This window comes from Comamonas sp. GW821-FHT11H03, from assembly GCF_058807955.1.
Map to the genome: position 1 here is coordinate 94,346 of NZ_JBXARF010000001.1, position 22,699 is coordinate 117,044.

Sequence of the window (22,699 nt, forward strand, 5' to 3'; positions counted from 1 at the left end):
CGCAAGCGCTTCATGCTGTCAAATAGGAAGGCCGGCCTCAGGCCGTTGACCGACGCCCCCAGTTCATCACGGCTGTACCCAGCACGGCCATGGCGCCGCCGAGCACCATGGAGCCTTCAATGCTCTCGCCCAGCAGCAGGGCTGAAAGCAGAACGCCGATCACCGGCACCAGTGTGATATAGCCCGAGGCGGCACCCGCGCCCAGCGATTTGACGCCCGCAAAGTACCAGGCATAGGCCAGGGCCGTGGAGCCATAGGCCATGAAGACCATGGCAGTCCAGGCCGTGCCACTGGCCTGAAATGCCGAAACCAGCCCCTGCGAGCCCTCCAGCACCAGGCTGGCGGCCACAAGCAGCAAGGCACCGAAAATGGAAGTCACGGTGGTCGCAGCCAGCGCATTCACGCCTGCCAGCATGGCGCGGCCAATCAGTGTGTAGCAAACCCAGCAGGCCACGCAGCCCAGAATCAGCATCTCGCCCACCCCTACCGTTCCGTTGAGCAATTGCATGGGATCGCCATGCGAGATGACCACCACGGCACCGCAGGCCGCCAGCAACATGCCCAGCGCAATGGTGGCGTTGATGCGTTCCTTGAAAAGCCACACGGCGAACGCCAGCGTGACCACCGGATTGAGCGTGATGAGCAGCGCCGCCTTGCCCGCGGGCAGATGCTGCAGACCCGTGAGGAAAAAGCTGGCGTAGCCGAACACCCCGGTCGCGCCTGCCGCAAACATGCCCAGCCAGGTCTTGACAGACCAGTGCCTCAGAGCACCCAGCCCGCCCGAGAAATACAGCCAGGGCAGCAACAGGGTCGCGGCCAGCAAAAAGCGCAGCGCAGATGCGGCCAACGGCGGCATATTGAGCGCCAGAATGCGGCCTGCCGGCCAGGAAGTGCCCCACATCAGGGCCATGCCCAGCAGGCGCAGATGTGCGCTCATCAAAGAGCTCTTGACGGATTCGGAAGTCATGAAGATGGTCAATAAAAAAAGCCGCAGCCATTCGATTGCGGGCAGCGGCTCAGATCAGGGATCTGAAGACCCAATATACCCGCAACGGGCGCAGAGGCTGCTCTTTTTCAGTGCGCAGCACTATGTCTGCACATGCCCCAGCATTGCCACATGCTTGCGCAGCGCGTCGCGCACCAGGGGCCGCAGCTGCGCGGCCTCGGAAGGCTCGTTCAAGGCCGCCAGAATCCGAAGCCGCATGCGCGGCTCCCAGAACTTCTGGATATGCTGGGCAACACCGTCGAGCGCCTCGTCATGTTCGGGCATGGACTCGAAGAACTCGGCTATGCGATTGGCCATGCGGATCAGGTTGTTCACGTCCATCACCGACCTCCCATCTCCAGCTGAGCTGCGGCCAGATGACCGAGCTGCTGGTCGTTGAAACGCTTGTAGCCTTGCTGCCAGCTTGAAGGCTGCGCCACGGGCAGTACCTGCACGGCCGTCACCTTGTACTCGGGGCAGTTGGTGGCCCAGTCCGAGCTGTCGGTGGTGATGACATTGGCACCCGATTCCGGAAAGTGGAAGGTCGTGTAGACCACGCCGGGCTGTATGCGCTCGGTCACCGTGGCGCGCAATACCGTCTGGCCGGCACGGCTTTCAATGCCCACCCAGTCACCATCGCGTATACCGCGATCCTCGGCATCATGGGGGTGGATTTCCAGCCTGTCCTCGCCATGCCACTGGCTGTTGGGCGTTCGCCGCGTCTGCGCGCCCACGTTGTACTGCGAGAGAATACGCCCGGTGGTCAGCAGCAGCGGAAAGCGCTGCGTGACCTTTTCATCCGTGGCCACATACTGGGTGATGATGAAACGGCCCTTGCCACGCACAAATTTTTCCTTGTGCATGATGGCCGTTCCCGCCTCTTCGGTGCCTTCATTGCAGGGCCACTGCACGCTGCCCAGGCGCTCGATCTTCTCGTAGCTCACGCCTGCAAAAGTGGGGGTCAGCTGCGCAATCTCGGCCATGATCTCGCGTGGATGGCCATAGTTCATGGGATAGCCAAGCGCCTTGGACAGCAGCTGCGTCACCTCCCAGTCGGCATAGCCGGCCAGCGGCTGCATGAGCTGGGTCACACGCGAGATGCGGCGCTCGGCATTGGTGAACGTGCCGTCCTTTTCCATGAAGGACGAGCCGGGCAGGAACACATGGGCGTACTTGGCGGTTTCGTTGAGGAAGATGTCCTGCACCACCACGCATTCCATGGCCGACAGCGCTGCCGTCACATGCTGGGTGTTGGGGTCGGACTGCACGATGTCCTCGCCCTCGCAGTACAGGCCCATGAAGCTGCCTTCCAGCGCGGCCTCGAACATATTGGGAATGCGCAAGCCCGGCTCGGGACTGAGCTTTACGCCCCAGGCACCTTCAAACTCGGCGCGCGTGATGCTGTCCGAGATATGGCGATAGCCCGGCAGCTCGTGTGGAAAGCTGCCCATGTCGCAGGAGCCCTGGACATTGTTCTGGCCGCGCAGCGGGTTCACGCCCACACCTTCGCGACCCACATTGCCCGTGGCCATGGCCAGATTGGCAATGCCCATGACCATGGTCGAGCCCTGGGCATGTTCGGTCACGCCCAGGCCGTAGTAGATGGCCGAGTTGACCTGCTTTCCTTGGGGATGATCTGCACTGCCCAAGGCATACAACCGCGCCGCACCGCGCACCAGCTCGGGAGCCACGCCGGTGATGTCGGCAGTGGCCTCGGGCGAGTTCTCCGGCCTGGCAACGAACTCCTTCCATTGCGCAAAGGACTTGGCGTCACAGCGCTCGTCAATATAGGCATCGGCCAGCCAGCCCTCGGTGACGATCACATGAGCCAGCGCCGTGATCATGGCCACATTGGTGCCGGGCCTCAGCTGCAGGTGGTAGTCGGCCTTGACATGGGGCGAGTTGACGAGCTCGATCTCGCGCGGGTCGATCACGATGAGTTTGGCACCCGCGCGCAGGCGCTTTTTCATGCGTGAACCAAACACCGGATGCGCCGCCGTGGGATTGGCGCCTATGACCATGATCACATCGGACTGTTCCACTGACTTGAAGGTCTGGGTGCCTGCCGACGTGCCATAGGTCTGGCCCAGACCATAGCCCGTGGGCGAGTGACAGACACGCGCACAGGTATCGACATTGTTGTTGCCGAAGGCGGCGCGGATCAGCTTCTGCACCAGATAGGTTTCCTCGTTGGTGCAGCGCGATGAGGTGATGCCGCCAATCGAGTCCCTGCCGTGCTTGGCCTGGATGCGGCGGAACTCGCTGGCCGCATGGCCAATGGCCTCGTCCCAGCTCACTTCACGCCAGGGATCGCTGATCTTGGCGCGAATCATGGGCTTTGTGATGCGATCCTTGTGCGTGGCATAGCCCCAGGCAAAACGCCCCTTGACGCAGGCATGGCCTTCGTTGGCCTTGCCGTCCTTCCAGGGCACCATGCGCACCACCTGCTCGCCCTTCATCTCGGCCTTGAAGCCGCAGCCCACGCCGCAGTAGGCGCAGGTGGTGATCTCGCTGTGCTCGCTCTGGCCCAGCTCGACCACGGTCTTTTCCTGCAAAGTGGCCGTGGGGCAGGCCTGCACGCAGGCACCGCAGCTCACGCAGTCGCTGGCCATGAAGCCGTCGCCCTGGCCAGCCGTGATGCGAGACTCGAAACCGCGTCCGCTGATCGTCAGCGCAAACGTGCCCTGCGTTTCCTCGCAGGCGCGCACGCAGCGATTGCAGACAATGCACTTGCTGGGGTCGTAGTTGAAATAGGGATTGGAGGTATCGACCTCCGCCCTGGCTTCGCCCTTGAAGTGGTTGGCTCCATCCATGCCATAGCGCACCTCGCGCAGACCGACCACTCCGGCCATGTCCTGCAGCTCGCAGTCGCCGTTGGACGAGCAGGTCAGGCAATCGAGCGGGTGGTCTGAGATATAGAGCTCCATCACGCCCTTGCGCAGCTCCTGCAGCTGCGGGCTCTGGGTGCGCACCTTCATGCCCGCTTCGGCAGGCGTGGTGCAGGACGCAGGAAAGCCCTTGCGCCCCTCGATCTGCACCAGACACAGCCGGCAGGAACCAAAGGGCTCCAGCGAATCCGTGGCACAGAGCTTGGGCACCTTGATGCCGCCATCGACGGCTGCGCGCATCAGCGATGTGCCCTTGGGCACGGTGACCTCGCGGCCGTCGATATGCAGCGTGACCCGTTCCTCGGACAGGCTGGCAGGCGTTCCGCAATCAGTGTTCTTCAGATGTTCCAGCATGGCTCTCTCCTCAGGCGGGGTTCACGGTCTGCACGGGCTCGATACCGAAGTCCTGCGGATAGTGCTGCAGCGCAGAGCGCACCGGATAGGGGGTCATACCGCCCATGGCACACAGGCTGCCGTGCTGCATGGTGTCGCACAGGCTCTCGAGCAGCGCCACATTGGCTGCATGCTCGGCGCCGCCTTGACGTGTGATGCGATCGATCACCTCCACCCCTCGCGTGGAGCCGATGCGACAGGGCGTGCATTTGCCGCAGGACTCGATGGCGCAGAACTCCATGGCATAGCGCGCCAGCTGTGCCATATCGGCCTGATCGTCATGCACGACCAGCCCGCCATGGCCAACCACATTGCCTTTTGCGGCATAGGCTTCGTAGTCCAGCGGATCATCCCAGTCCCCGGGCGCCACATAGCTGCCCAGCGGGCCACCCACCTGAATGGCCTTGACGGGCCGGCCCGTGGCCGTGCCGCCGCCAAAGTCCTGCACCAGCTCGCGCAGCGTAAGACCGAAGGCTTTTTCCACCAGGCCGCCTTGCGCAATATTGCCTGCCAGCTGGAACGGCAGTGTGCCGCGCGAGCGGCCCATGCCGTAGCCCTGGTAGAAGGCCGCACCCCTGGCCAGGATGACGGGCACGGTCGCCAGCGTGATCACGTTGTTGATGACCGTGGGCTTGCCGAACAGGCCTTCGATCGCAGGCAACGGTGGCTTGGCACGCACAATGCCGCGCTTGCCTTCGATGCTCTCGAGCATGGCGGTCTCCTCACCGCAGACATAGCTGCCCGCACCCTTGCGCACCTGCAGATAGAACGCCTTGCCGCTGCCGGCCACATTGCCGCCCAGCCAGCCTGCGGCACTGGCACGTGCAATCGCCTCGTTCAGCACCGCAATCGCATGCGGATATTCGCTGCGCACATAGATATAGCCCTGCGTTGCGCCGACGGCCAGACCAGCGATCGCCATGCCCTCGATCAGACAGAACGGGTCGCCCTCCATCAGCAGACGGTCGGCGAACGTGCCCGAATCGCCCTCGTCGGCATTGCAGGCAATGTATTTCTGCGACCCTGATCCCACATTCTCAGCAGCCGCCACGGTCTTCCATTTGATCCCCGCCGGAAATGCCGCCCCGCCGCGACCGCGCAGGCCGGAGTCCAGCACCTGCTGGACGATGGCTTCGGGGGCCATGGCCGCAGCAGCCCTGAGGCCTTGCCAGCCGCCATGGGCCTCGTAGTCCCGCAGGCACAGCGGATCGATGATGCCCACGCGCGCAAAAGTCAGACGCTCCTGCCGTGCCAGATAAGGCATCTGCTCGGTCAGCCCATGGCATAGCGCATGGGGCTGGCCCTGCAGCATGCCGGCGTCCAGCAGACCTGCAACGTCAGCCGCCTGAACCGGGCCGTAGGCCACACGGCCCTGCGCAGTCTCGACTTCGACCAGGGTCTCCAGCCACAGCAAGCCGCGCGAGCCGTTGCGTACCAGCTCCACCGCCAGGCCTCGCGCCGCGCACTCGCGCTGCAGCGCGTCGGCCACCGCATCCGCGCCCACGGCCAGGGCTGCGGCATCGCGCGGCACATAGATGCGCGGGGCATCGACAGCTTCATTTTCGATAGCTGGTTTCGATTCATCTGCCTTGGTTTCAAGCTGTTTTTGCTGAATTTCCTCCATCAGGGCATCGAACCGGTCCGCAGTCATCTGCGCATGGACTTCGCTCTCGTCGACCATCACGGCCGGCGACTGGGCGCACAGCCCCAGGCAGTAAACCGGCTCAAGCGTCACGCTGCCATCGGCGCTCGTGCCATGGGACTGGCAGCCCAGTGCCGCTTGCGCATGGGCGAACAGTGCATCGCCGCCACGCGACTTGCAGGCTTCGGCCCGGCAGACCTGGATCAGCGTCCTGCCATGGGGCTGCTCGCGCAAATGCGGGTAATAGCTGACAACACCATGGACCTCGGCACGCGAAAGATTCAGGGCCTCGGCAATGACGGGCACGGCAGCACGCGGGATAAAGCCCAGCGCATTTTGCAGAGAGTGCAGCAGAACGATCAGAGAGCCAGGGCGCGATGCATGGTCGGCAATGGCGTGCTCGAGGGCTTCGCGTTCATGGCCACCGAGTGCGGAAGCGGCACTGGCGGCTGCGTCGAAGGTGATGGGAATGATCTTCCCTTGAATGGCTGGCATGGGTATCCCAACTGGCTTTCATTGTGGAAGCGGCGCGGTCTGTTGCGCAGACGCTTTGTCTCGCCTGCCATTTCAAGCCCTGAGCGGTACGCCGTCAAATTCATATTCCTGATTGCACCATTCAATGCGCGAATGAGCTGGCAGCCTGCACCGATATGCCTGCAGGCCCTGATGCTCTCCTTTGCCGCATGTGCTGCTTTGACGCGGTTTTGCAGCGTCTGTCCATGTGCCTGACTTGTCGCAGATCACGGTAATTGGCGTGATTTTTGGTAAGCTCACACGAACCATGATTCAGCAGCCGCCATCAGCCATGACGCCACAGGATGGCTATCACTTTTCGGACCAGATCGGCCACCTGCTGCGACGCGTCTATCAAAGGCATGCCGCGCTTTTTCAGCAGTACATTCCCGACTCTCAGCTCACGGCGGCGCAATTCGTGGTGCTGTGCTCCGTGCGTGACAACAAAGGCAGCTCGCTCGCCGACATCGTCAAGGCCACGGTGATCGATCAGGCCACCATACGCGGCGTGGTGGACCGGCTCAAGCAACGCGAACTGGTGCAGGTGGAGCATGACCGCATGGACCGGCGCAAGGTCGTCATCAACCTCACCGAAGCCGGTCAGGATCTGGTGCGCGACATGGAGCCCTTTGCCAAGCAGATCACCGAAAGCACCTACGGCAAGCTCAATCCTGCGGAGCGTCTGGCGCTGGATTTCCTGCTCAGAAAGATGCTGGAAGGCAGCGACTGCGACTGAGCCGTTGCAGCCCTCCAAAAAACCAAAGGCCAGAAGGAGCAATCCTTCTGGCCTTTTTGCTGAGCCGACCCTTCCGTCAGCTCAGGCCGTCATCAATCCAGCGCCCGGTTGCGCGATTCCACATCCACGGCCCAGATCGACAGCGCACCACCGACCAGCATGGCGGACAGCACGGCCAGGGCCAGGGTGAAGTGGGTGGCCATGATGGGCGCGATGATGGCCGGGGCGAACAGGCCGCCGAAGCGCGCCACGGCGCCTGCCATGCCCATGCCGCTGGCGCGCAGGTCGGTCGGGTAGACCTCGGGCGTGAAGGCATACAACGCGCCCCAGGTACCCAGCAGCGAGAAGCTCATCAGCAGCGTCGATCCGATCACCACAAAGGGCGAGGAGCCCAGGCTGTAGAGCATGCAGCCCACGGCGCTGAGCAGCAGGAAGCCGATCAGCGTGGGCTTGCGGCCCCAGCGCTCCACGCCGTAGGCCGACAGCGCAAATCCGGGCAGTTGCACCAGCGCCAGCACCACCAGGAAGACCTGGCCGCGCATGAAGGCGAAGCCCTCGCTGCTGAGCTTGACGGGCAGGTAGACAAAGACGCCGTAGTAGGCGATGGAGATCAGCGCCCAGGCCAGGAACAGCGAGAGGCTGCGGCGGCGCAGGTCGCCGTTGAACAGCGCGAGGATGGATTTGCGCTCCTGCTTTTCAGGCTGCAGGGGGGGGATTTCCACGGTGGTTCCGTTGACCTTGGCCACCCGCTGCAGCACCTTGCGCGCCTCCTCGGACTTGCCGTTACGGTTCAGGTACATGGGCGACTCGGGGATGTAGAAGCGCAGCACCACGCCGATCAGCGCCGGCAGTCCGGTCACGAAAAAGATCACGCGCCAGGCATCCTCGCCCCAATATACGGCTACCAGCGCCAGGATGGCCAGGAAGATGGTGCCCACGGCCCAGAACGACTCCAGCAGCACCAGCCAGCGGCCACGGCGGTCACTGGGCAGGAACTCGGCCATCATGGTGTAGTCCACGGGCAGCGTGCCGCCCACGCCGATGCCGGTGATGAAGCGCAGCACCAGCAGCCAGGCGAACTCGGGTGCAAAAGCCGAAGCCACGCCGGCGAAGGCGTCGATCACCACGGCCATCATCAGCACCGGGCGGCGGCCTATGCGGTCTGCCAGTCTGCCGAAGACGAAGGCGCCGATCAGCATGCCGATGAAGAAGAAGGTGCCGGTCTGCAGCGCCTCGGGCACGGTCTTGCCGAAAGTCTTGGCAATGGACGGCGCACTGAAACCAATGGACAGCACCTGCATGGCGTCCGCCAGCCAGACCAGGCCGAAGATCACGAACAGCCGGTACTGAAACTTGCCCACACCCGCAGTCTGGATGCCTTTTTCCACTGAAATATATGTAGATGACATGCAGGGACTCCTTTTTTAGCCATCGCAATTGTTGAATCTGTCTTTCTCGCAAGCACCGCCATTCGGCCCCGGCCTATTCGTACAGTGCTTTCCACCCATCACACATCCAGAACGAACCACTCCCTCGGCGCCATTTCCATGGACCGATGAAAAAGATTCCAGATGTCGGTATCTGCATCCAGGCGATGGGCACATTCCATACGGTCGGCATATCGATAGCTCCGTCCGTGGCTGTCCATCCCCTGTCCCCAGCATCAGATGTCCGGACCCGGACCCTGGAGAGATTCCAGGGCAAGAGATCCATATCCGCGGCATCGCCCGTGCCGCCGCCCATTGCCGCCCCTAGGGCGCATGCGCCTGCACCTGAGCGCGCAGCCGCTTAATCGTCTTCGTATCGTCTGGCCAAGCTTTTTCCTCCGGTGCAAATCGTTGACGCAAATATCCGAGCAGGTCCGCAATCTGTTTGTCGTCCAGGCTGTCCCTGAAGCCGGGCATATAGCCCAGCGCATCGTCAGCGGGTGTCTGGATGCCGTTCAGGATGACCTGGACCAGGTTGTCCGGGCTTGCGGCATGCAGGTTGGTGTTCAGGGCCAGCAGAGGCTTGACGCCGAACAGCGTGGGCCCGCTGCCCGCCTCATGGCAGACCGCGCAGGCGTTCTGGTAGATGCGCTCGCCGTTGACCTGGCGCTCCACCGCCGGCGCCTGCATGGCCACCGATGCGGCCGCAGTCGCAGTCAGAGGAGCCAGGGGCGCGGCCTGGGCTAGCGCCGGCTGCGCTTCCAGCGCATCCTGGCCCGGCAGTTCCGTCAGATACCTGGCCATGGCGCGCACATCGGCTTCAGGCAACTGGGCCAGGCCATGGATGACGGGCGCCATGGGCCCCGCCGCCACGCCATGGCGGGCCGAGAAGCCCGTGCGCAGGTACTGGTAAAGCTCCTCGCGGCTCCAGGGCAGCTTGCCGCCGGCCAGTTGGTTGAGCGCGGGGGCGCTCCAGCCTTCGGCCTCGCCACCGCCCAGATAGTGGATGCCGCTCTTTTCGGCCCCCAGTGCGTTGCGCGGCGAGTGGCAGGCCGCGCAGTGGCCCGCGCCCTCGACCAGATAGGCGCCCCGGTTCCATTCGGCACTGCGCGCGGGGTCGGCCTTGAAGGGCGTGGCATCGTGGAACAGCAGGTTCCAGCCGGCCATGGCCGGGCGCAGGTTGTAGGGAAAGGCCAATTGCGTCTCGGGGGCCTTGGCCTTCACGGCGGGCTGGGACATCAGGTAGCCATAGAGGGCCTGCAGATCGCCATCGCTGAGCCTGGCGAAGGCCGTGTACGGGAACGCCGGATACAGCTGGCGGCCATCCTGGTGGATGCCGTGGCGCATGGCGCGCTCGAAGGCCGCATAAGACCAGCGCCCGATGCCGGTTTCCTTGTCGGGCGTGATGTTGGTGGAGTAGATGGTGCCGAACGGCGTCTCCAGCCCCAAGCCTCCCGCATTGGAGGCACCGCCCGATGCCGTGTGGCAGACCACACAGTCACCCGCAGCCGCCACCAGGCGGCCGCGCTCCAGGGCCTGCGGCGAGTACAGTGAGACGTCCGGCCCATCAGTCAGCGGCAGGGCCGGCTTCAGCGGCCAGGCCATGGCGGCCATGCCGGCAAGGCCCGCGGCGCCTGCAGCCAGCCAGCCCCAGCCACGGCCGGACTTGGCAATGGATGGCTTGCCCGCGCCCTCGCCGGCCAAGGCCAGGCGCAGTTGTTCGGGCTGGAAGGGCACTTCGCGCAGGCGCACGCCCGTTGCATGGTGAATGGCGTTGGCAATGGCGGCGGCGGCGGGCAGCGTGGCCACGCCGTCCAGCGCCAGATCGCCCTGGCGGATGGGCCCTACATCGCCGCGTGCATGCTGCGCCAGATCGGAACCAGGCCTGGCGATCACATCGAAACCGGCAGCGGAAGCGACGGAGCCAGCCCAGTCGTCAAAAGCGGGGGCCGTGCCCAGCAGCCGGCGCGCATCGGCCAGCAACGGCGAATCCTGCTGCAAGATCTCGGGCCGCGTACTGGCAGCCCGGGCCGCTTGCAGACTGCGACTGTCATGCCCAGCCACAACACGGGTGACCTCGATCTCGCCGGTGAGCGGATGCACGGCCACCTCGGCCACCCAGGCGCTCCAGGCATGCAGGTCGGTGCCCTGTGCATCCAGAGTCTGCAACTGGGCAGTGGCAAAGCCCCGGCCCAGCAGGCGGCCATCGGCGTCTTGCGGAATGGAGTCTTGCGGCGACGTCTGCGCACGCTCGGCCACCTGCTGCGCGAGATCGCGCACCGGGCCTTCGGGCAGGTGCTGCAGGCGCCATTGGAGAGGGTCTTGCCCCAGGCCCAGGGCCTGCTCATGCCAGTGGCTTTCACGGGCAAAGACCTGGGCGGCATTCAGATCGTCGACACCGGCATGCCGCAGGCTGGCCACAACTTTGCACTCGCGCACTTCGCCGGCACCGAGCACCGTGGCCAGGGCCGCAGCGCGCGTCAGGCCGGGCTGACTCAGCAGGCGCGCCATGCTGGGACGCACGGCCCAGGGGGTGTCAGACAGCAGCTCGGGCCGCAGCGATGCCTTGCCTGCATGGGCCTGCACCGTCGTACCCGCTTCAAGCGCCTGCGAAGGCTGCGCATCCACGCGCAGCACCAGCTCGCAGCTGTCGCCGATGCCCGCAGTCCCGGCCTCGCAGGCCACGCTGACGGGCCGGCCCACGGCATGGGACAGCAGTGCCGCATCAGCGGCCGCATCCATGAGGTCCAGTGGATGCACGCCGCCAGAGCCCATGGCCGGCACACTGAACAGCCGCAGCGCGGATTCCTGGCACTGCAGCAGCGCGGCCAGTTCACGGCCGATCATCTGGCGTACGTCGACTTCGCAAGGCGGCAGCCAGAGGCTTGCATGGCCGTCCAGGCACCACGCGGCCACGCGTGCCGTGCCGCAACCGGCACCCGCACCGGCCATGCGCCAGACATAGCGGCCGGTATCGATCGACTCGTGGGATTCCTGTGATCCGGGGGAGTGAGAGACTGGGCGATGCGGCAAGGCCGCCTGCCCGTCCTGCCAGACAGGCACCAGACTGGCAAGCGCCTGCCGCGCATGGACGGGCGCCACGGCCACCACGCCCAGAAAATGTTCGCGCTGCACGGCTGCCACCACGCCGGCCATAGCCTGCGCCTGGTCCAGCCGCGCATGGGCGGGCACGCTGCCCCGGTAGCACAGCCCGTCCCAGGCCGCGACGGGTGGGCGCAGCGCCAGGCCGTGCAGCAGCTCGGAAGGCAGAGCGGGGATGTTGTCGGCCGTGCTCATGGCTGGACCTCGCCCGTGCTGGAAGATGGAACGCCGGAGGGTGCTTGCAGCGTGGCGCGTTGCGCACGCAGCTGCACGGCGCGCAGGGCCGCCTGCATGATTTCCACATGCGTGCCGCAGCGGCACAGGTTGTGGTGCAGCTCGTTGCGCAGCTCCTGCTCCGTGGGGTTCGGGTTGCGACGCAGCAGGGCCTCCACCGTCATGATCATGCCGTTGAGACAGTAGCCGCACTGGGCCGCCTGGCAGTCAATGAAGGCCTGCTGTGTGGGGCCCGGGCACTGGCGCGATCCCAGGCCTTCCAGCGTCGTCACTTCTCGGCCCACAGCCGCCTTCACGGGGATCACGCAGGAACGCGCGGCCACGCCATCGATCAGCACCGTGCAGGCACCGCACTCACCCAGGCCGCAGCCGTATTTGGGCCCGTTCAGCTCCAGGTCATTGCGCAGCACATGCAGCAGCGCCGTCCCTGGCGCGGCCGGCACCTCGCATGCGTGTGCATTGACCTGCAGGACTATGAGGTGGGAGTGGCTACTTGAATGAACTGGGATTCCCATGGGGCGAGGCTCTTGCAACTGCGGTTCAGGATGTCGGCGTTCTGCTGCCGGACGGGAGAGGAGTATTGCTCCCCTGTCCGGCAGGGCAGCGAGTATCAGGCAGCGGCCTTGACCCTGGGCTCGACCAGGGGCACGTTGAACACGTCGTAGCCGAAGCACCAGGACGGATCCTCGTTGGTGCGCAGCCAGGTGTTGTCGTGCGAGATGCGCTGCACCTTGCTGGCGCGCTCGGCACGGTTGGCCTCGTACAGCGCGAAGGCCAGCTCATGGTTGTGCGCGCCAACTTCCTTGAGGCAGCGCGCCAGCATGGCGCCGTCCTCGATGGCCATGGCCGCGCCCTGGGCCATGTGGGGCTTCATGGGATGGCAGGCATCCCCCAGCAGCACCAGGCGGCCACGGCTCCACAGCGGCAGCGGATCGCGCTCCAGCAGCGACCACTTGGTCACTTCCACGGTGGCGTCGATCAGCGCCTGCACCGTAGGGTGCCAGCCCGAGAAGGCCTCGCGCATCTCTTCCTTGCTGCTGGGCAGCCAGCGGTCGTCGAGGTCCCACTTCTCGACGGGCACGCCGGTCACGTAGTACAGCTCGTCGGCCTTGCCGGTGACGAAGTAGGTCATCATGTGGCGGTCATCGCTCCACCACTTCACGCAGGCATCGAAGGGCAGCATGCCGGCCTTGACCTCGGGCGTGGGGAATACGGCGCGGTGGGCCAGGTAGCCGGCGTACTTGGGCAGCTCGGGGCCCAGCAACTCTTCGCGAATGCGGGAGTTCACGCCATCGGCACCGATGACGATGTCGGCCTCTTCGGTCGTGCCGTCCGCGAAGTGCATGAGCACCACGTTGCCCCGATCCTCCACCCTGGTCAGGAACTTGCCATAGGCCATCACGCTGTCGGGCAGGGCCTCGATCAGCAGCGCATGAAAGTCGCCGCGGTGCACGGTGAGATAGCTGGCACCGTATTCCTTGACGGCGTAGTCGCCCAGCGGGATCTGGGCCAGCACGTCGCCCGTCTGCCAGTGGCGGCTGTACCAGTAGTCGGGATGCGAACCCTGCTCATTGAGCGCGTCCTCGATGCCGATGCGGCGCAGGATCTTCATCACATTGGGACCGACGTGGATGCCTGCCCCCAGGCGAGAGAAGCTGGGCGCCTGCTCATAGACACGGACATTGAAGCCTTCCTGGAGCAGCAGCTTGGCAGCAGCGGCCCCGCCGAGACCGGCACCGACAACGGCGATTCGAGGGGATTGAGACACAGTTTTTCTCCTTGCAGGAATGTTGAAAGCCAGACGGGGCAACCGTTGCTTCGGCGCGTCCATGAATGCTTGAGAGCAGGAAGCGTGCCAGGCAACAAAACGCCTAATTCAGGTGTATGCACTTAATTTTTTAAAATTACGCATGCACCATGTGGCGGCAGAATAAATTGAAATTCCCCATTTTTGGTGCAATTTCCGCACCAAATAAGTACAAACACCGAGTAAAACGTCATTTGCAAGACGGCATATCTTTTGCAAGAATAAAGCGTACACACTCAGTTGATTCTGATCAGAAACCCTCAAAACTCTGCAAAGGCAAGTCATGACCCCAACGTTCCGCATCGGCCAGATCGTCCCCAGCTCCAACACCACCATGGAGACCGAAGTGCCGGCCATGCTGCAGGCCCACTCCACACTGCGCCCGCAAGATCGCTTCACCTTCCACTCCAGCCGCATGCGCATGAAGAAGGTGCAAAAGGAAGAGCTGGCCGCCATGGACGCCGAAAGCGACCGCTGCGCGCTGGAGCTGAGCGACGCGCGGGTGGATGTGCTGGGCTATGCCTGCCTGGTGGCCATCATGGCCATGGGCAAGGGCTACCACCGCGTCTCGCAGCAGCGCCTGACCGAGCGCACGGCCAGCAATGGCGCCACCGCCCCCGTGATCACCAGCGCCGGCGCGCTGGTGGAAGCGCTCAAGGTCATGGGTGCCAAGAAGATTGCCCTGGTGGCGCCCTACATGATTCCGCTGACCCAGCTGGTCATGGACTACGTGGCTGCCGAAGGCTTCGAGATCGTGGACTGGCGCGCGCTGGAGATCCCCGACAACCTGGATGTGGGCCGCCACGATCCTGCCAAGCTGCCCGGCATCGTGGCCGGCATGAACTACGCCGACGCCGACGTGATCGTGCTGTCGGCCTGCGTGCAGATGCCCTCGCTGCCGGCCGTGGCCCAGGTCGAGGCCGAAACCGGCAAGCCCGTGCTGACCGCCTCCATCGCCACCACCTACGCCATCCTCAAGGAGCTGGGCCTGGACCCCGTGGTGCCGGGCGCAGGTGCGCTGCTGTCGGGCGCCTATCCCTACGACACGGCGGCCAAGGCCTGAGGAGAAACCGCATGACCAGCACTTTTCTCTACGGCGGCAACGTCCACGCCAACGGCATACGCCAGCACTATCTGCGCTACGGCGGCACCAAAGGCGAGCGCGCGCAGCGCGACGCCGTCATCCTGATCCCCGGCATCACCAGCCCGGCCGTGACCTGGGGCTTTGTGGCCGAACACCTGGGCCGTCAGTTCGACACCTATGTGCTGGACGTGCGCGGGCGCGGCCTGTCGTCCTCGGGCCCGGGCCTGGACTATGGACTCGATGCCCAGGCGGCCGACGTGACCGCCTTCGCCCAGGCACTGGGCCTTTCGCGCTGGGCGCTGGTCGGCCACTCCATGGGCGCACGCATTGCCGTGCGCGCCGCGCGCAGCCAGCCGGCGGGACTCACCCGCCTGGTCATCGTCGATCCACCGGTCTCCGGCCCGGGCCGCCGCGCCTACCCGGCCGCCCTGCCCTGGTATGTGGACTCCATCCGCCAGGCCACGCTGGGCATGGACGCCGAAGCCATGCGCGCCTTCTGCCCCACCTGGACCGAAGAGCAGCGCCAGTTGCGCGCCCAGTGGCTGCACACCTGCCACGAGCCGGCCATCGTGCAAAGCTTCGAGGACTTCGGCCGTGACGACATCCATGCCGACCTGCCCCGCATCCAGCACCCGCTGCTGCTGGTCACGGCCGAGCGCGGCGACGTGGTGCGCAGCGAGGACGTGGCCGAGTGGCAAAGCCTGGCCCCACAGACCGCGCATGTGCGCGTACCCAATGCCGGCCACATGATTCCCTGGGACAACGAGGCCGGCTTCTACGCCGCCCTGGGCGATTTCCTCGGAGAGCGGGTGGACTGAATGCCCGCCAGCCGCCTTTTTCCTTTCATCGCGACACCAAGGAGCCGACCATGTCCGTCAGCGATATCGATCTGATCCACGCCTGGAAGCAGGTGCTCACGCTGTCCCGGCTCGAAGCCGGCCAGACCGTCACCGTGCTCACGGGCGCCGACACGCACCCACAGACACTGCGCTGCGCCATTGCTGCCTCCAGCGACATGGGGGCGCGCGTCAATCGCCTGGACCTGCCGCCCGTCAACGCCGAAAAATCACTGAGCCGCGACTCGCTGGCCTACCTGGGCACGACGCCGCTGACCGGCAACCCCGCCGCCATCGCCGCGCTCAAAGCCAGCGATCTGGTGCTGGATCTGATGACCCTGCTGTTCTCGCCCGAGCAGCACGAGATCCTGCAGACCGGCACCAAGATCCTGCTGGCCGTGGAGCCGCCCGAGGTGCTGTGCCGCCTGGTGCCCACCGAGGGTGACCGTGCGCGCGTGCAGGCGGCATCCCGGCTCATCGAAGCCGCCAGCCAGATGCACATCACCTCGGCCGCGGGCACCGACCTGCGCTGCCGCCTGGGCAGCTTCCCCGCCATCTGCGAATACGGCTTCGTGGACCAGCCCGGCCGCTGGGACCACTGGCCCAGCGGCTTCGTGCTGACCTGGCCCGACGAAGGCGAGAGCAACGGCCGCGTGGTGCTGGACCGGGGCGACATCCTGCTGCCCATGAAGGACTACGTGACCGAGCCCATCGAACTCGTCATCGAAAAGGGCTACGTCACGCGCATCAGCGGCGGCCTGCAGGCCGACATCCTCAAGGAATACATGGCCTCCTACGAGGACCCCGAAGCCTACGCCGTCTCCCACATCGGCTGGGGGCTGCAGCCACGCGCTCACTGGTCCATGCTGGCCCACTACGACAAGGAAACCCACATCGGCATGGATGCGCGTGCCTTCGAGGGCAACTTCCTGTGGTCCATGGGACCCAACAACGAGGCCGGCGGCAGCCGCACCACGGCCTGCCACATCGACATCCCCATGCGCCACTGCTCGGTGGCACTGGATGGCAAGCCCACGGTCATCAACGGCGTGGTGCAGGACAAGGAAGGACTGGCGCGCGCCGCCAAAAGGTCCAAGCCAGGAAAGGACATCGCATGACAACCGCCACCGCCACCACCAGCACGCAAAGCGTTCCCACCGAGGGCGTGCAGGGCGACATCTCTGCTGACATCTCGGTTTATGCACGCCAGGGCTTCGGCACGCCGCTGCCGCTCAAGGCCCCGTTCGGCCTGCTCATCATCGACTTCGTCAACGGCTTTGCCGACCCGGCCGTCTTCGGCGGCGGCAACATCCCCGAAGCCATCGCGCAGACGCAGCACCTGCTGGCCCATGCGCGCGAGCGCGGCTGGCCCGTGGCGCACAGCCGCATCGTGTTCTCGGACGACGATGCCGACCACAACATCTTCTGCCTGAAGGTGCCCGGCATGCTGACCCTGAAGGAAGACAGCCCCAACAGCGCCATCGTGCCCCAGCTGGCCCCGGCCGCTGGCGAATACGTGGTGCGCAAGAGCACGCCCTCGGCCTTCTTCGGCACCATGCTCGCACCCTGGCTGGCCCAGCGCGGCGTGCAGACCCTGCTGGTGGCCGGCTGCGTGACCAGCGGCTGCGTGCGCGCCAGCGTGGTCGATGCCATGCAGTCGGGCTTTCGCCCGCTGGTGGTGGCCGACTGCTGCGGCGACCGCGCCCTGGGCCCGCACGAGGCCAACCTGTTCGACATGGCCCAGAAGTACGCGGCGGTGATGCCGCTGGGCCAGGCCATCGCCGACACCGACGCCCTCGCCGCAGGTTGATCCCACCGCGCCAACGCGCCTATGGGGCCGGCCCTGCGCAGCCGGCCCCGGAGTGCATAACATGCACAGGGCACGCCTGAAAGCGTGTCCGCGAAGAACACCGCCCCATGAACCTGCCCCAGCCCCAAGCCCTGCACGCACAGCTGCTCACGCGCGCCGACACCCTGCTCGTGGTGCGCCAGCCCGTGGCGCCGCCGCGCCCTGCGCCCGGCCAGCCCGGCACGGCCACCGACTATGTGCAGTCCACGCCCGAGGTCTTCGTGGCCGTGCTGGCCGACGAAGCCGCACCACAGGGCTGGCGCGCCCTGGCCTTCAACGGCCATGTGGACCTGGGCACGGGCATACGCACGGCCCTGGCACAGATCGTGGCCGAAGAACTGGAAGTGCCACTGGAGCGCCTGGACATGGTGCTGGGCCACACGGCCGCCGCCCCCAACCAGGGTCCGACCATTGCCAGCGCCAGCATCCAGATCTCGGCCGTGCCGCTGCGCCGAGCTGCCGCCCAGGCGCGCGAGCAGCTGCTGGCGCTGGCCGCGCAGCGATGGAGCGTGGCGGCGGACCGGCTACAGGCACGCGAAGGCGTGGTGTGCTTTGCCGATGGCAGCGATGCCCGCCAACTCGGCTATGGCGAGCTGCTGCGCGGCCAGCAACTGCAGCTGACCCTGGCCCCACCCGAGCAGGAAGTGAAGCTCAAGCCCGCCAGCGACTACCGGCTGGTCGGCCGTGGCGCGGCGCGCGTGGACATTCCCGCCAAGGCCACGGGCGAACTCAGCTTTGTCCACGATGTGCGCGTGCCCGGCATGCGCCATGGCCGTGTCATCCGCCCGCCGCATCCGGGCCGCGACGGCGGCAGCTTCATCGGCCGCTGCCTGGTGGCCGTGGAGCGCGACTCCGTGGCCCACCTGCCCGGCAACGTGCAGGTGGTCACCGAAGGCGATTTCGTCGGCGTGGTCGCCGACCGCGAAGAACAGGCCATTGCCGCCATGCGCGCGCTGCGCGTGCAATGGCAGGCCGTGCCGCCTGCGCCGGACCTATCCGATCTGGCTGCGGCGATACGCGCCAATCCCGCCCAACACCGCGCCCTGGTCGATCAAGGCCCCGTGGATGACGCCTTCGCGGGCGCGGGCACGGGCACGGGCACGGGCGTCGGCACGGGTGCAGCCACCATGCTGCGCCGCAGCTATGTCTGGCCCTACCAGATGCATGCCTCTATCGGCCCGTCCTGCGCCGTTGCCGATTTCAGCGAGGGCCGCCTCAAGCTCTGGGCCGGCACGCAGAACCCCCACATGCTGCGCACCGATCTGGACCGCCTGTTGCAGCTGGGCGAAGATCGCATCGAGATCGTGCGCCTGGAGGCGGCCGGCTGCTACGGCCGCAACTGTGCCGACGATGTCTGCGCCGACGCCGCCCTGCTGTCCATGGCCGTGGGTGCGCCCGTGCGCGTTCAGCTCACGCGCGAGCAGGAACACCAGTGGGAGCCCAAGGGCACGGCCCAGCTCATGGACGTGAGCGCTGCCATCAACGCCCGGGGCGAGCTGCTGGCCTACGACTTTGCCGTGCGCTACCCCTCCAACGACGCGCCGCTGCTGGCCCTGCTGCTCACGGGCCGCATCCCGGGCGAGCCGCGCACGCTGGAGATGGGCGACCGCACAGCCGTGCCGCCCTACCGCTACCCCAGCCAGCGCATCGCCTGCCATGACATGGCACCCATCGTGCGCTCGTCCTGGCTGCGCGGCGTCTCGGCCCTGCCCAACTCTTTTGCCCACGACTGCATGATCGACGAGCTGGCCCATGCGGCCGATGCCGACCCCGTGGACTACCGCGTTCGCCATCTGGACGACCCACGTGCCGTCGAGCTGATCGATGCCACGGCCCACCATGCGCAATGGCAGCAAGGCCAGCGCGGGAGCCGGGGACAGCCCGGCACCGACGGTCTGCTGCACGGGCGCGGCATAGCCTATGCGCGCTACATCCACAGCCGCTTTCCCGGCTTTGGCGCGGCCTGGGCCGCCTGGGTCATCGACATCACCGTGGACCCCGCCAGCGGACGCATCGCCGTGCAGCGCCTGGTCGTGGGCCAGGACACGGGAATGATGATCAACCCCGACGGCGTGCGCCACCAGATCCACGGCAACGTCATACAAACGCTGAGCCGCAGCCTGATGGAGAAGGTGGCTTTCAACGAGCATGGCGTGGCCAGCCGCGAATGGGGCGGCTACCCCATCATCGGCTTCCGCGATCTGCCGCCCATCGAAGTCGTGCTGATGCCCCGCCAGGACGAGCCCCCCATGGGCGCGGGCGAATCGGCCTCGGTCCCCGGCCCGGCCGCGCTGGCCAATGCCCTGTTCGACGCCACCGGCCGGCGCTTCTACGCCGCGCCCTTCACGCCCGACGTGGTGCGCGCAGCGCTGAATACTGCACTGAATGCCGCGCCAGAGACTGCGCTGGCAGGCCAGCGGCCCCAGCCCGCCTAAACCGCCCAGTCCTTCAACGCCCCCGCGTGCCGCAGGCACTGCACGCGCCATCCGGCATCGTCCTGCAACTCCAGCGCGGCCAACAGAGCCCGCGTGGGTGCCATGCCCTGCTGAGTCATGAAGCCTATAGGCGTGACCAACTCGGGCGACCGCAACGGCCGCGCGATCAGGCCCGGCATGTGGCGCACCGTGGCCACCATGGCACCAGGCAGCACGGTGACCATGGCACCTCCATCCTTGGGGATGCTTTCGGCCACGGCCATGACCAGACTCAGCACGGAATTCGTTTCCATGGCGGGCTGCACTTCGCGCTGCACGGCGGCAAAGGCCTCGTCGATCACCGTGCGGTTGTGCATGTCGGGGGTGAGCAGGCACAGCGGCATGCCGGCCACCTCGCTCCAGGCGATGTCGGCCCCAAAAGCAAAGGGGCGGCTGTCGCACTGCGTATCCCGGCACAGCAGATAGTAGTGCTCCTGGTACTGAGGCCAGGACTGCAGGCGCGGGCCGCGCGACGGCATGCGCGCGCTGTAGCCCAAAGCCAGGTCCAGGGACAGATCTTCGAGCCCGCTCTCGATCTCGGCCGAGCTCATGGACAGCACCACAGGCATGATGCCGGGATGCCGCTGGCGCAGCATGGCCGCAAAGCGCGTGAGCATGGGCATGGCCGTGGGTACGGCGGCCATGCGCAACTGGCCGCGCAGCGCTCCTGCCGCAGCGCTCAGTTCCTGGCGCAAGCCCTCCTCTGCGCGCAGCATGGCCAGAGCTGTCGCCAGCACCTGCTCGCCCTCAGGCGAGAAACCTGCAAACGACCGGCCCCTGCGCACGATGACGACACCGAACTCCTCCTCCAGCGCCTTGAGCGCATTGGACAGTGCAGGCTGCGTGATATGGCAGGCCTGCGCCGCCCTTGCGAAATGGCGGTGCTCGTTGAGCGCCACCAGATAACGCATGGAGGTCAGAAGGTTCATCAGGTATTGCTGCTAACCGTGATCGTGGGGAACTTGCTGGAGAAGTCCTTGGCCTTGAGAGCCACCTTCACGGCCAGATCGCGGGCGACCTTTTTGTAGACCTGGGCGGCTTCGCTCTCGGGATCGGCCACCACCGTGGGCTTGCCGCTGTCGGCCTGCAGACGGATCTGCAGCGACAGGGGCAGCGCGCCCAGATAGTCGATGTTCTGCTCGCCGGCCATCTTCTTGCCGCCGTCAGCGCCAAAGATATGCTCGACATGGCCGCAATTGGTGCAGACATGGGCGGCCATGTTTTCGACCAGACCGAGAATCGGCACGCCGACCTTCTCGAACATCTGAATGCCCTTCTTGGCATCGATCAGGGCGATGTCCTGGGGCGTAGTCACCACCACGGCGCCCGTCATGGGCACGCGCTGGGACAGCGTCAGCTGGATATCACCGGTTCCGGGCGGCATGTCCACCAGCAGATAGTCCAGATCCTTCCAGTTGGTCTGGCGCAGCATCTGCTCCAGCGCCTGGGTGGCCATGGGGCCGCGCCAGATCATGGCCTGGTCGTTGTTGACCAGCAGACCGATGGACATGACCTGCACGCCATGGTTCTCCAGCGGCTCCATGGTCTTGCCGTCGTGGCTCTCGGGCTTGCCCGAGACGCCCATCATCATGGGCTGGCTGGGGCCGTAGATATCGGCGTCCAGAATGCCCACGCGCGCACCTTCGGAGGCCAGCGCCAGTGCCAGATTGGCCGTGGTCGTGCTCTTGCCCACGCCGCCCTTGCCGGAGGAGATGGCGATGATGTTCTTCACCCCGGGCAGCAGTTGCACGCCGCGCTGCACGGCATGCGAGGCCACCTTGGTGGTGATGTTGACCGAGACATTGCCCACGCCGGCCACCGTCCTGGCCGCAGCGATGAACTGGCTGCGCAGCGCAGGATGCAGACTGCTGGCGGGATAGCCCATCTCCACGTCGAACGACACATCGTCACCCGCGATCTGCAGATTGCGCAGGGCGCGCGTGCTCACAAAGTCCTTGCCAGTGTGCGGATCAAGCACGGTGGCCAGCGCGCTCAGAAGCGCTTGTTCTGTAACAGCCATTGGATTTAGTTTTCCAGAGGTTTCTTCAATAAGGGATAGTCTAGCGAAGCTGTCCAACCCCTGTGCACAGGAGACAATGCAGCCCTTTGCCCAAGATTTGAGAGACAGCCCGTGAAACTGAAGATGGCCGAAAATTCCCTGTTCGCAGTCCTGATGCGCTCGCGCTGGTGGATCAGCTTTGCGATCTGCGCTGCCGTGGTGCTGGTGTCGCTGGCGGTATTCCCCAAAGACATTTCGCCTTTTGCCGCGCTGGGCGCCTTCCCATTCTTCGTCGTCGGCTGCATTGCCTGCTACAGGCAGCTGCGGGCCCCCAGCCCGGCAAGGCTGGAGCAGATTCAACAGGTGATGGCCGAGCAGTCCTGGGCCGACTTCAGCGCACAGCTGCAAACGGCCTGGCAAGCCGAAGGCTATGAGGTTCAGCGCCTGAACCAGGCCGGCGCCGATCTGCTGCTGACGCGCAACGGCCAGACCAGCGTGGTCGGCGCGCGCCGCTGGAAAGCCGCCGCCCACGGCGTGGAGCCGCTGCGCGAGTTGCAGGCCGCGCAACACAAGCTCAAAGCCGATCTCTGCGTTTACGTGGCTCTGCAGCCTCTGGGCGAGAATGCCGCCAGCTGGGCCGCGCAGAATCAGTTGGTGGTGCTGGATGCCAAGTCCATCGCCACGCTGATCGCCAAGAACCAGAAAAAGAGCTGACGCCTGCGGCCGACGG

At 65.7% G+C, this 22,699-nt stretch carries 17 protein-coding genes; 7 read left to right on the forward strand and 10 right to left on the reverse strand.

The features are described from left to right. Nucleotides 1-37 precede the first annotated feature (37 nt). The 4 genes from AC1RTQ_RS00430 to AC1RTQ_RS00445 form a co-directional block, all read right to left on the reverse strand. The gene (locus AC1RTQ_RS00430) at nucleotides 38-967 is read right to left on the reverse strand and encodes a DMT family transporter (protein ID WP_492873590.1); all 930 of its coding nucleotides are present in this window, start codon (nucleotides 965-967) and stop codon (nucleotides 38-40) included. 120 nt (nucleotides 968-1,087) lie between these two features. Next, entirely contained in the window at nucleotides 1,088-1,327 is a 240-nt protein-coding gene (locus AC1RTQ_RS00435; RefSeq protein ID WP_409814641.1) for a formate dehydrogenase subunit delta, read from the reverse strand. Beyond that, on the reverse strand, nucleotides 1,327-4,227 hold the full coding sequence (gene fdhF / locus AC1RTQ_RS00440; protein ID WP_492873592.1) for a formate dehydrogenase subunit alpha: 2,901 nt from the start codon (nucleotides 4,225-4,227) through the stop codon (nucleotides 1,327-1,329). The genes AC1RTQ_RS00435 and fdhF overlap by 1 nt, the downstream gene beginning before the upstream one ends. 10 nt (nucleotides 4,228-4,237) lie before the next feature. Continuing rightward, nucleotides 4,238-6,403, reverse strand: a complete 2,166-nt coding sequence (locus AC1RTQ_RS00445; protein ID WP_492873594.1) for a formate dehydrogenase subunit gamma — start codon at nucleotides 6,401-6,403, stop codon at nucleotides 4,238-4,240. A 310-nt stretch (nucleotides 6,404-6,713) separates the two neighbouring features. On the opposite strand from AC1RTQ_RS00445, the gene AC1RTQ_RS00450 reads away from it, so the two are divergent. After that, nucleotides 6,714-7,157 (forward strand): MarR family winged helix-turn-helix transcriptional regulator, encoded by a 444-nt coding sequence (locus tag AC1RTQ_RS00450; RefSeq protein ID WP_492873596.1) that lies wholly within the window; start codon nucleotides 6,714-6,716, stop codon nucleotides 7,155-7,157. Between the two features lie 92 nt (nucleotides 7,158-7,249). Here the strand turns inward: AC1RTQ_RS00450 and AC1RTQ_RS00455 are convergent, their stop codons facing one another. From AC1RTQ_RS00455 to AC1RTQ_RS00470, 4 genes are all read right to left on the reverse strand, one after another. Next, a complete protein-coding gene (locus AC1RTQ_RS00455; RefSeq protein WP_302089312.1) occupies nucleotides 7,250-8,566 on the reverse strand; it encodes an MFS transporter in 1,317 nt (438 codons plus the stop codon). Nucleotides 8,567-8,908: 342 nt separating this feature from the next. Next, nucleotides 8,909-11,881 (reverse strand): c-type cytochrome, encoded by a 2,973-nt coding sequence (locus tag AC1RTQ_RS00460; RefSeq protein WP_492873598.1) that lies wholly within the window; start codon nucleotides 11,879-11,881, stop codon nucleotides 8,909-8,911. Further along, entirely contained in the window at nucleotides 11,878-12,435 is a 558-nt protein-coding gene (locus tag AC1RTQ_RS00465; RefSeq protein ID WP_302089310.1) for a (2Fe-2S)-binding protein, read from the reverse strand. Before AC1RTQ_RS00465 ends, AC1RTQ_RS00460 begins: the two co-directional genes overlap by 4 nt. A 95-nt stretch (nucleotides 12,436-12,530) precedes the next feature. After that, nucleotides 12,531-13,688 (reverse strand): FAD-dependent monooxygenase, encoded by a 1,158-nt coding sequence (locus AC1RTQ_RS00470; RefSeq protein WP_043006135.1) that lies wholly within the window; start codon nucleotides 13,686-13,688, stop codon nucleotides 12,531-12,533. 322 nt (nucleotides 13,689-14,010) lie between these two features. Here AC1RTQ_RS00470 and AC1RTQ_RS00475 point away from each other — a divergent pair, with 322 nt between their 5' ends. The 5 genes from AC1RTQ_RS00475 to AC1RTQ_RS00495 all read left to right on the forward strand — a co-directional run bounded on the left by AC1RTQ_RS00475 (nucleotide 14,011) and on the right by AC1RTQ_RS00495 (nucleotide 19,931). After that, on the forward strand, nucleotides 14,011-14,790 hold the full coding sequence (locus tag AC1RTQ_RS00475) for a maleate cis-trans isomerase family protein (protein WP_302089308.1): 780 nt from the start codon (nucleotides 14,011-14,013) through the stop codon (nucleotides 14,788-14,790). Nucleotides 14,791-14,801: 11 nt separating this feature from the next. Beyond that, a complete protein-coding gene (locus AC1RTQ_RS00480) occupies nucleotides 14,802-15,629 on the forward strand; it encodes an alpha/beta fold hydrolase (RefSeq protein WP_492873601.1) in 828 nt (275 codons plus the stop codon). A 50-nt stretch (nucleotides 15,630-15,679) separates the two neighbouring features. Further along, nucleotides 15,680-16,765 (forward strand): 2,5-dihydroxypyridine 5,6-dioxygenase NicX family protein, encoded by a 1,086-nt coding sequence (locus AC1RTQ_RS00485; protein WP_492873603.1) that lies wholly within the window; start codon nucleotides 15,680-15,682, stop codon nucleotides 16,763-16,765. Next, nucleotides 16,762-17,457: an isochorismatase family protein gene (locus tag AC1RTQ_RS00490; protein WP_207442777.1), complete on the forward strand. Its 696-nt coding sequence runs from the start codon at nucleotides 16,762-16,764 to the stop codon at nucleotides 17,455-17,457. The genes AC1RTQ_RS00485 and AC1RTQ_RS00490 overlap by 4 nt, the downstream gene beginning before the upstream one ends. A gap of 107 nt (nucleotides 17,458-17,564) precedes the next feature. Next, complete coding sequence (locus AC1RTQ_RS00495) at nucleotides 17,565-19,931, forward strand: xanthine dehydrogenase family protein molybdopterin-binding subunit (protein ID WP_492873605.1); 2,367 nt, start codon at nucleotides 17,565-17,567, stop codon at nucleotides 19,929-19,931. On the opposite strand, the gene AC1RTQ_RS00500 is transcribed toward AC1RTQ_RS00495, so the two are convergent. Together AC1RTQ_RS00500 and apbC are read right to left on the reverse strand one after the other, a co-directional pair. Further along, nucleotides 19,928-20,899: a LysR family transcriptional regulator gene (locus AC1RTQ_RS00500; protein WP_492873607.1), complete on the reverse strand. Its 972-nt coding sequence runs from the start codon at nucleotides 20,897-20,899 to the stop codon at nucleotides 19,928-19,930. The genes AC1RTQ_RS00495 and AC1RTQ_RS00500 overlap by 4 nt on opposite strands. Beyond that, on the reverse strand, nucleotides 20,899-21,990 hold the full coding sequence (apbC, locus tag AC1RTQ_RS00505) for an iron-sulfur cluster carrier protein ApbC (RefSeq protein ID WP_492873608.1): 1,092 nt from the start codon (nucleotides 21,988-21,990) through the stop codon (nucleotides 20,899-20,901). Before apbC ends, AC1RTQ_RS00500 begins: the two co-directional genes overlap by 1 nt. Nucleotides 21,991-22,113: 123 nt before the next feature. Between apbC and AC1RTQ_RS00510 the strand changes: the two genes are divergently transcribed. Continuing rightward, on the forward strand, nucleotides 22,114-22,683 hold the full coding sequence (locus AC1RTQ_RS00510) for a restriction endonuclease (RefSeq protein ID WP_302093205.1): 570 nt from the start codon (nucleotides 22,114-22,116) through the stop codon (nucleotides 22,681-22,683). The last annotated feature ends 16 nt before the right edge of the window (nucleotides 22,684-22,699 follow it).

Excerpts from the sequence above, each read along its gene's own strand:
- AC1RTQ_RS00485 (WP_492873603.1), top strand. The coding sequence starts at position 15,680 with ATGTCCGTCAGCGATATCGATCTGATCCACGCCTGGAAGCAGGTGCTC.
- AC1RTQ_RS00455 (WP_302089312.1), bottom strand. The coding sequence starts at position 8,566 with ATGTCATCTACATATATTTCAGTGGAAAAAGGCATCCAGACTGCGGGT.
- AC1RTQ_RS00495 (WP_492873605.1), top strand. The coding sequence starts at position 17,565 with ATGAACCTGCCCCAGCCCCAAGCCCTGCACGCACAGCTGCTCACGCGC.
- AC1RTQ_RS00460 (WP_492873598.1), bottom strand. The coding sequence starts at position 11,881 with ATGAGCACGGCCGACAACATCCCCGCTCTGCCTTCCGAGCTGCTGCAC.
- AC1RTQ_RS00510 (WP_302093205.1), top strand. The coding sequence starts at position 22,114 with ATGGCCGAAAATTCCCTGTTCGCAGTCCTGATGCGCTCGCGCTGGTGG.
- AC1RTQ_RS00475 (WP_302089308.1), top strand. The coding sequence starts at position 14,011 with ATGACCCCAACGTTCCGCATCGGCCAGATCGTCCCCAGCTCCAACACC.
- AC1RTQ_RS00450 (WP_492873596.1), top strand. The coding sequence starts at position 6,714 with ATGACGCCACAGGATGGCTATCACTTTTCGGACCAGATCGGCCACCTG.
- AC1RTQ_RS00500 (WP_492873607.1), bottom strand. The coding sequence starts at position 20,899 with ATGAACCTTCTGACCTCCATGCGTTATCTGGTGGCGCTCAACGAGCAC.
- AC1RTQ_RS00430 (WP_492873590.1), bottom strand. The coding sequence starts at position 967 with ATGACTTCCGAATCCGTCAAGAGCTCTTTGATGAGCGCACATCTGCGC.
- AC1RTQ_RS00445 (WP_492873594.1), bottom strand. The coding sequence starts at position 6,403 with ATGCCAGCCATTCAAGGGAAGATCATTCCCATCACCTTCGACGCAGCC.
- AC1RTQ_RS00435 (WP_409814641.1), bottom strand. The coding sequence starts at position 1,327 with ATGGACGTGAACAACCTGATCCGCATGGCCAATCGCATAGCCGAGTTC.
- AC1RTQ_RS00465 (WP_302089310.1), bottom strand. The coding sequence starts at position 12,435 with ATGGGAATCCCAGTTCATTCAAGTAGCCACTCCCACCTCATAGTCCTG.
- AC1RTQ_RS00480 (WP_492873601.1), top strand. The coding sequence starts at position 14,802 with ATGACCAGCACTTTTCTCTACGGCGGCAACGTCCACGCCAACGGCATA.
- fdhF (WP_492873592.1), bottom strand. The coding sequence starts at position 4,227 with ATGCTGGAACATCTGAAGAACACTGATTGCGGAACGCCTGCCAGCCTG.
- AC1RTQ_RS00490 (WP_207442777.1), top strand. The coding sequence starts at position 16,762 with ATGACAACCGCCACCGCCACCACCAGCACGCAAAGCGTTCCCACCGAG.
- apbC (WP_492873608.1), bottom strand. The coding sequence starts at position 21,990 with ATGGCTGTTACAGAACAAGCGCTTCTGAGCGCGCTGGCCACCGTGCTT.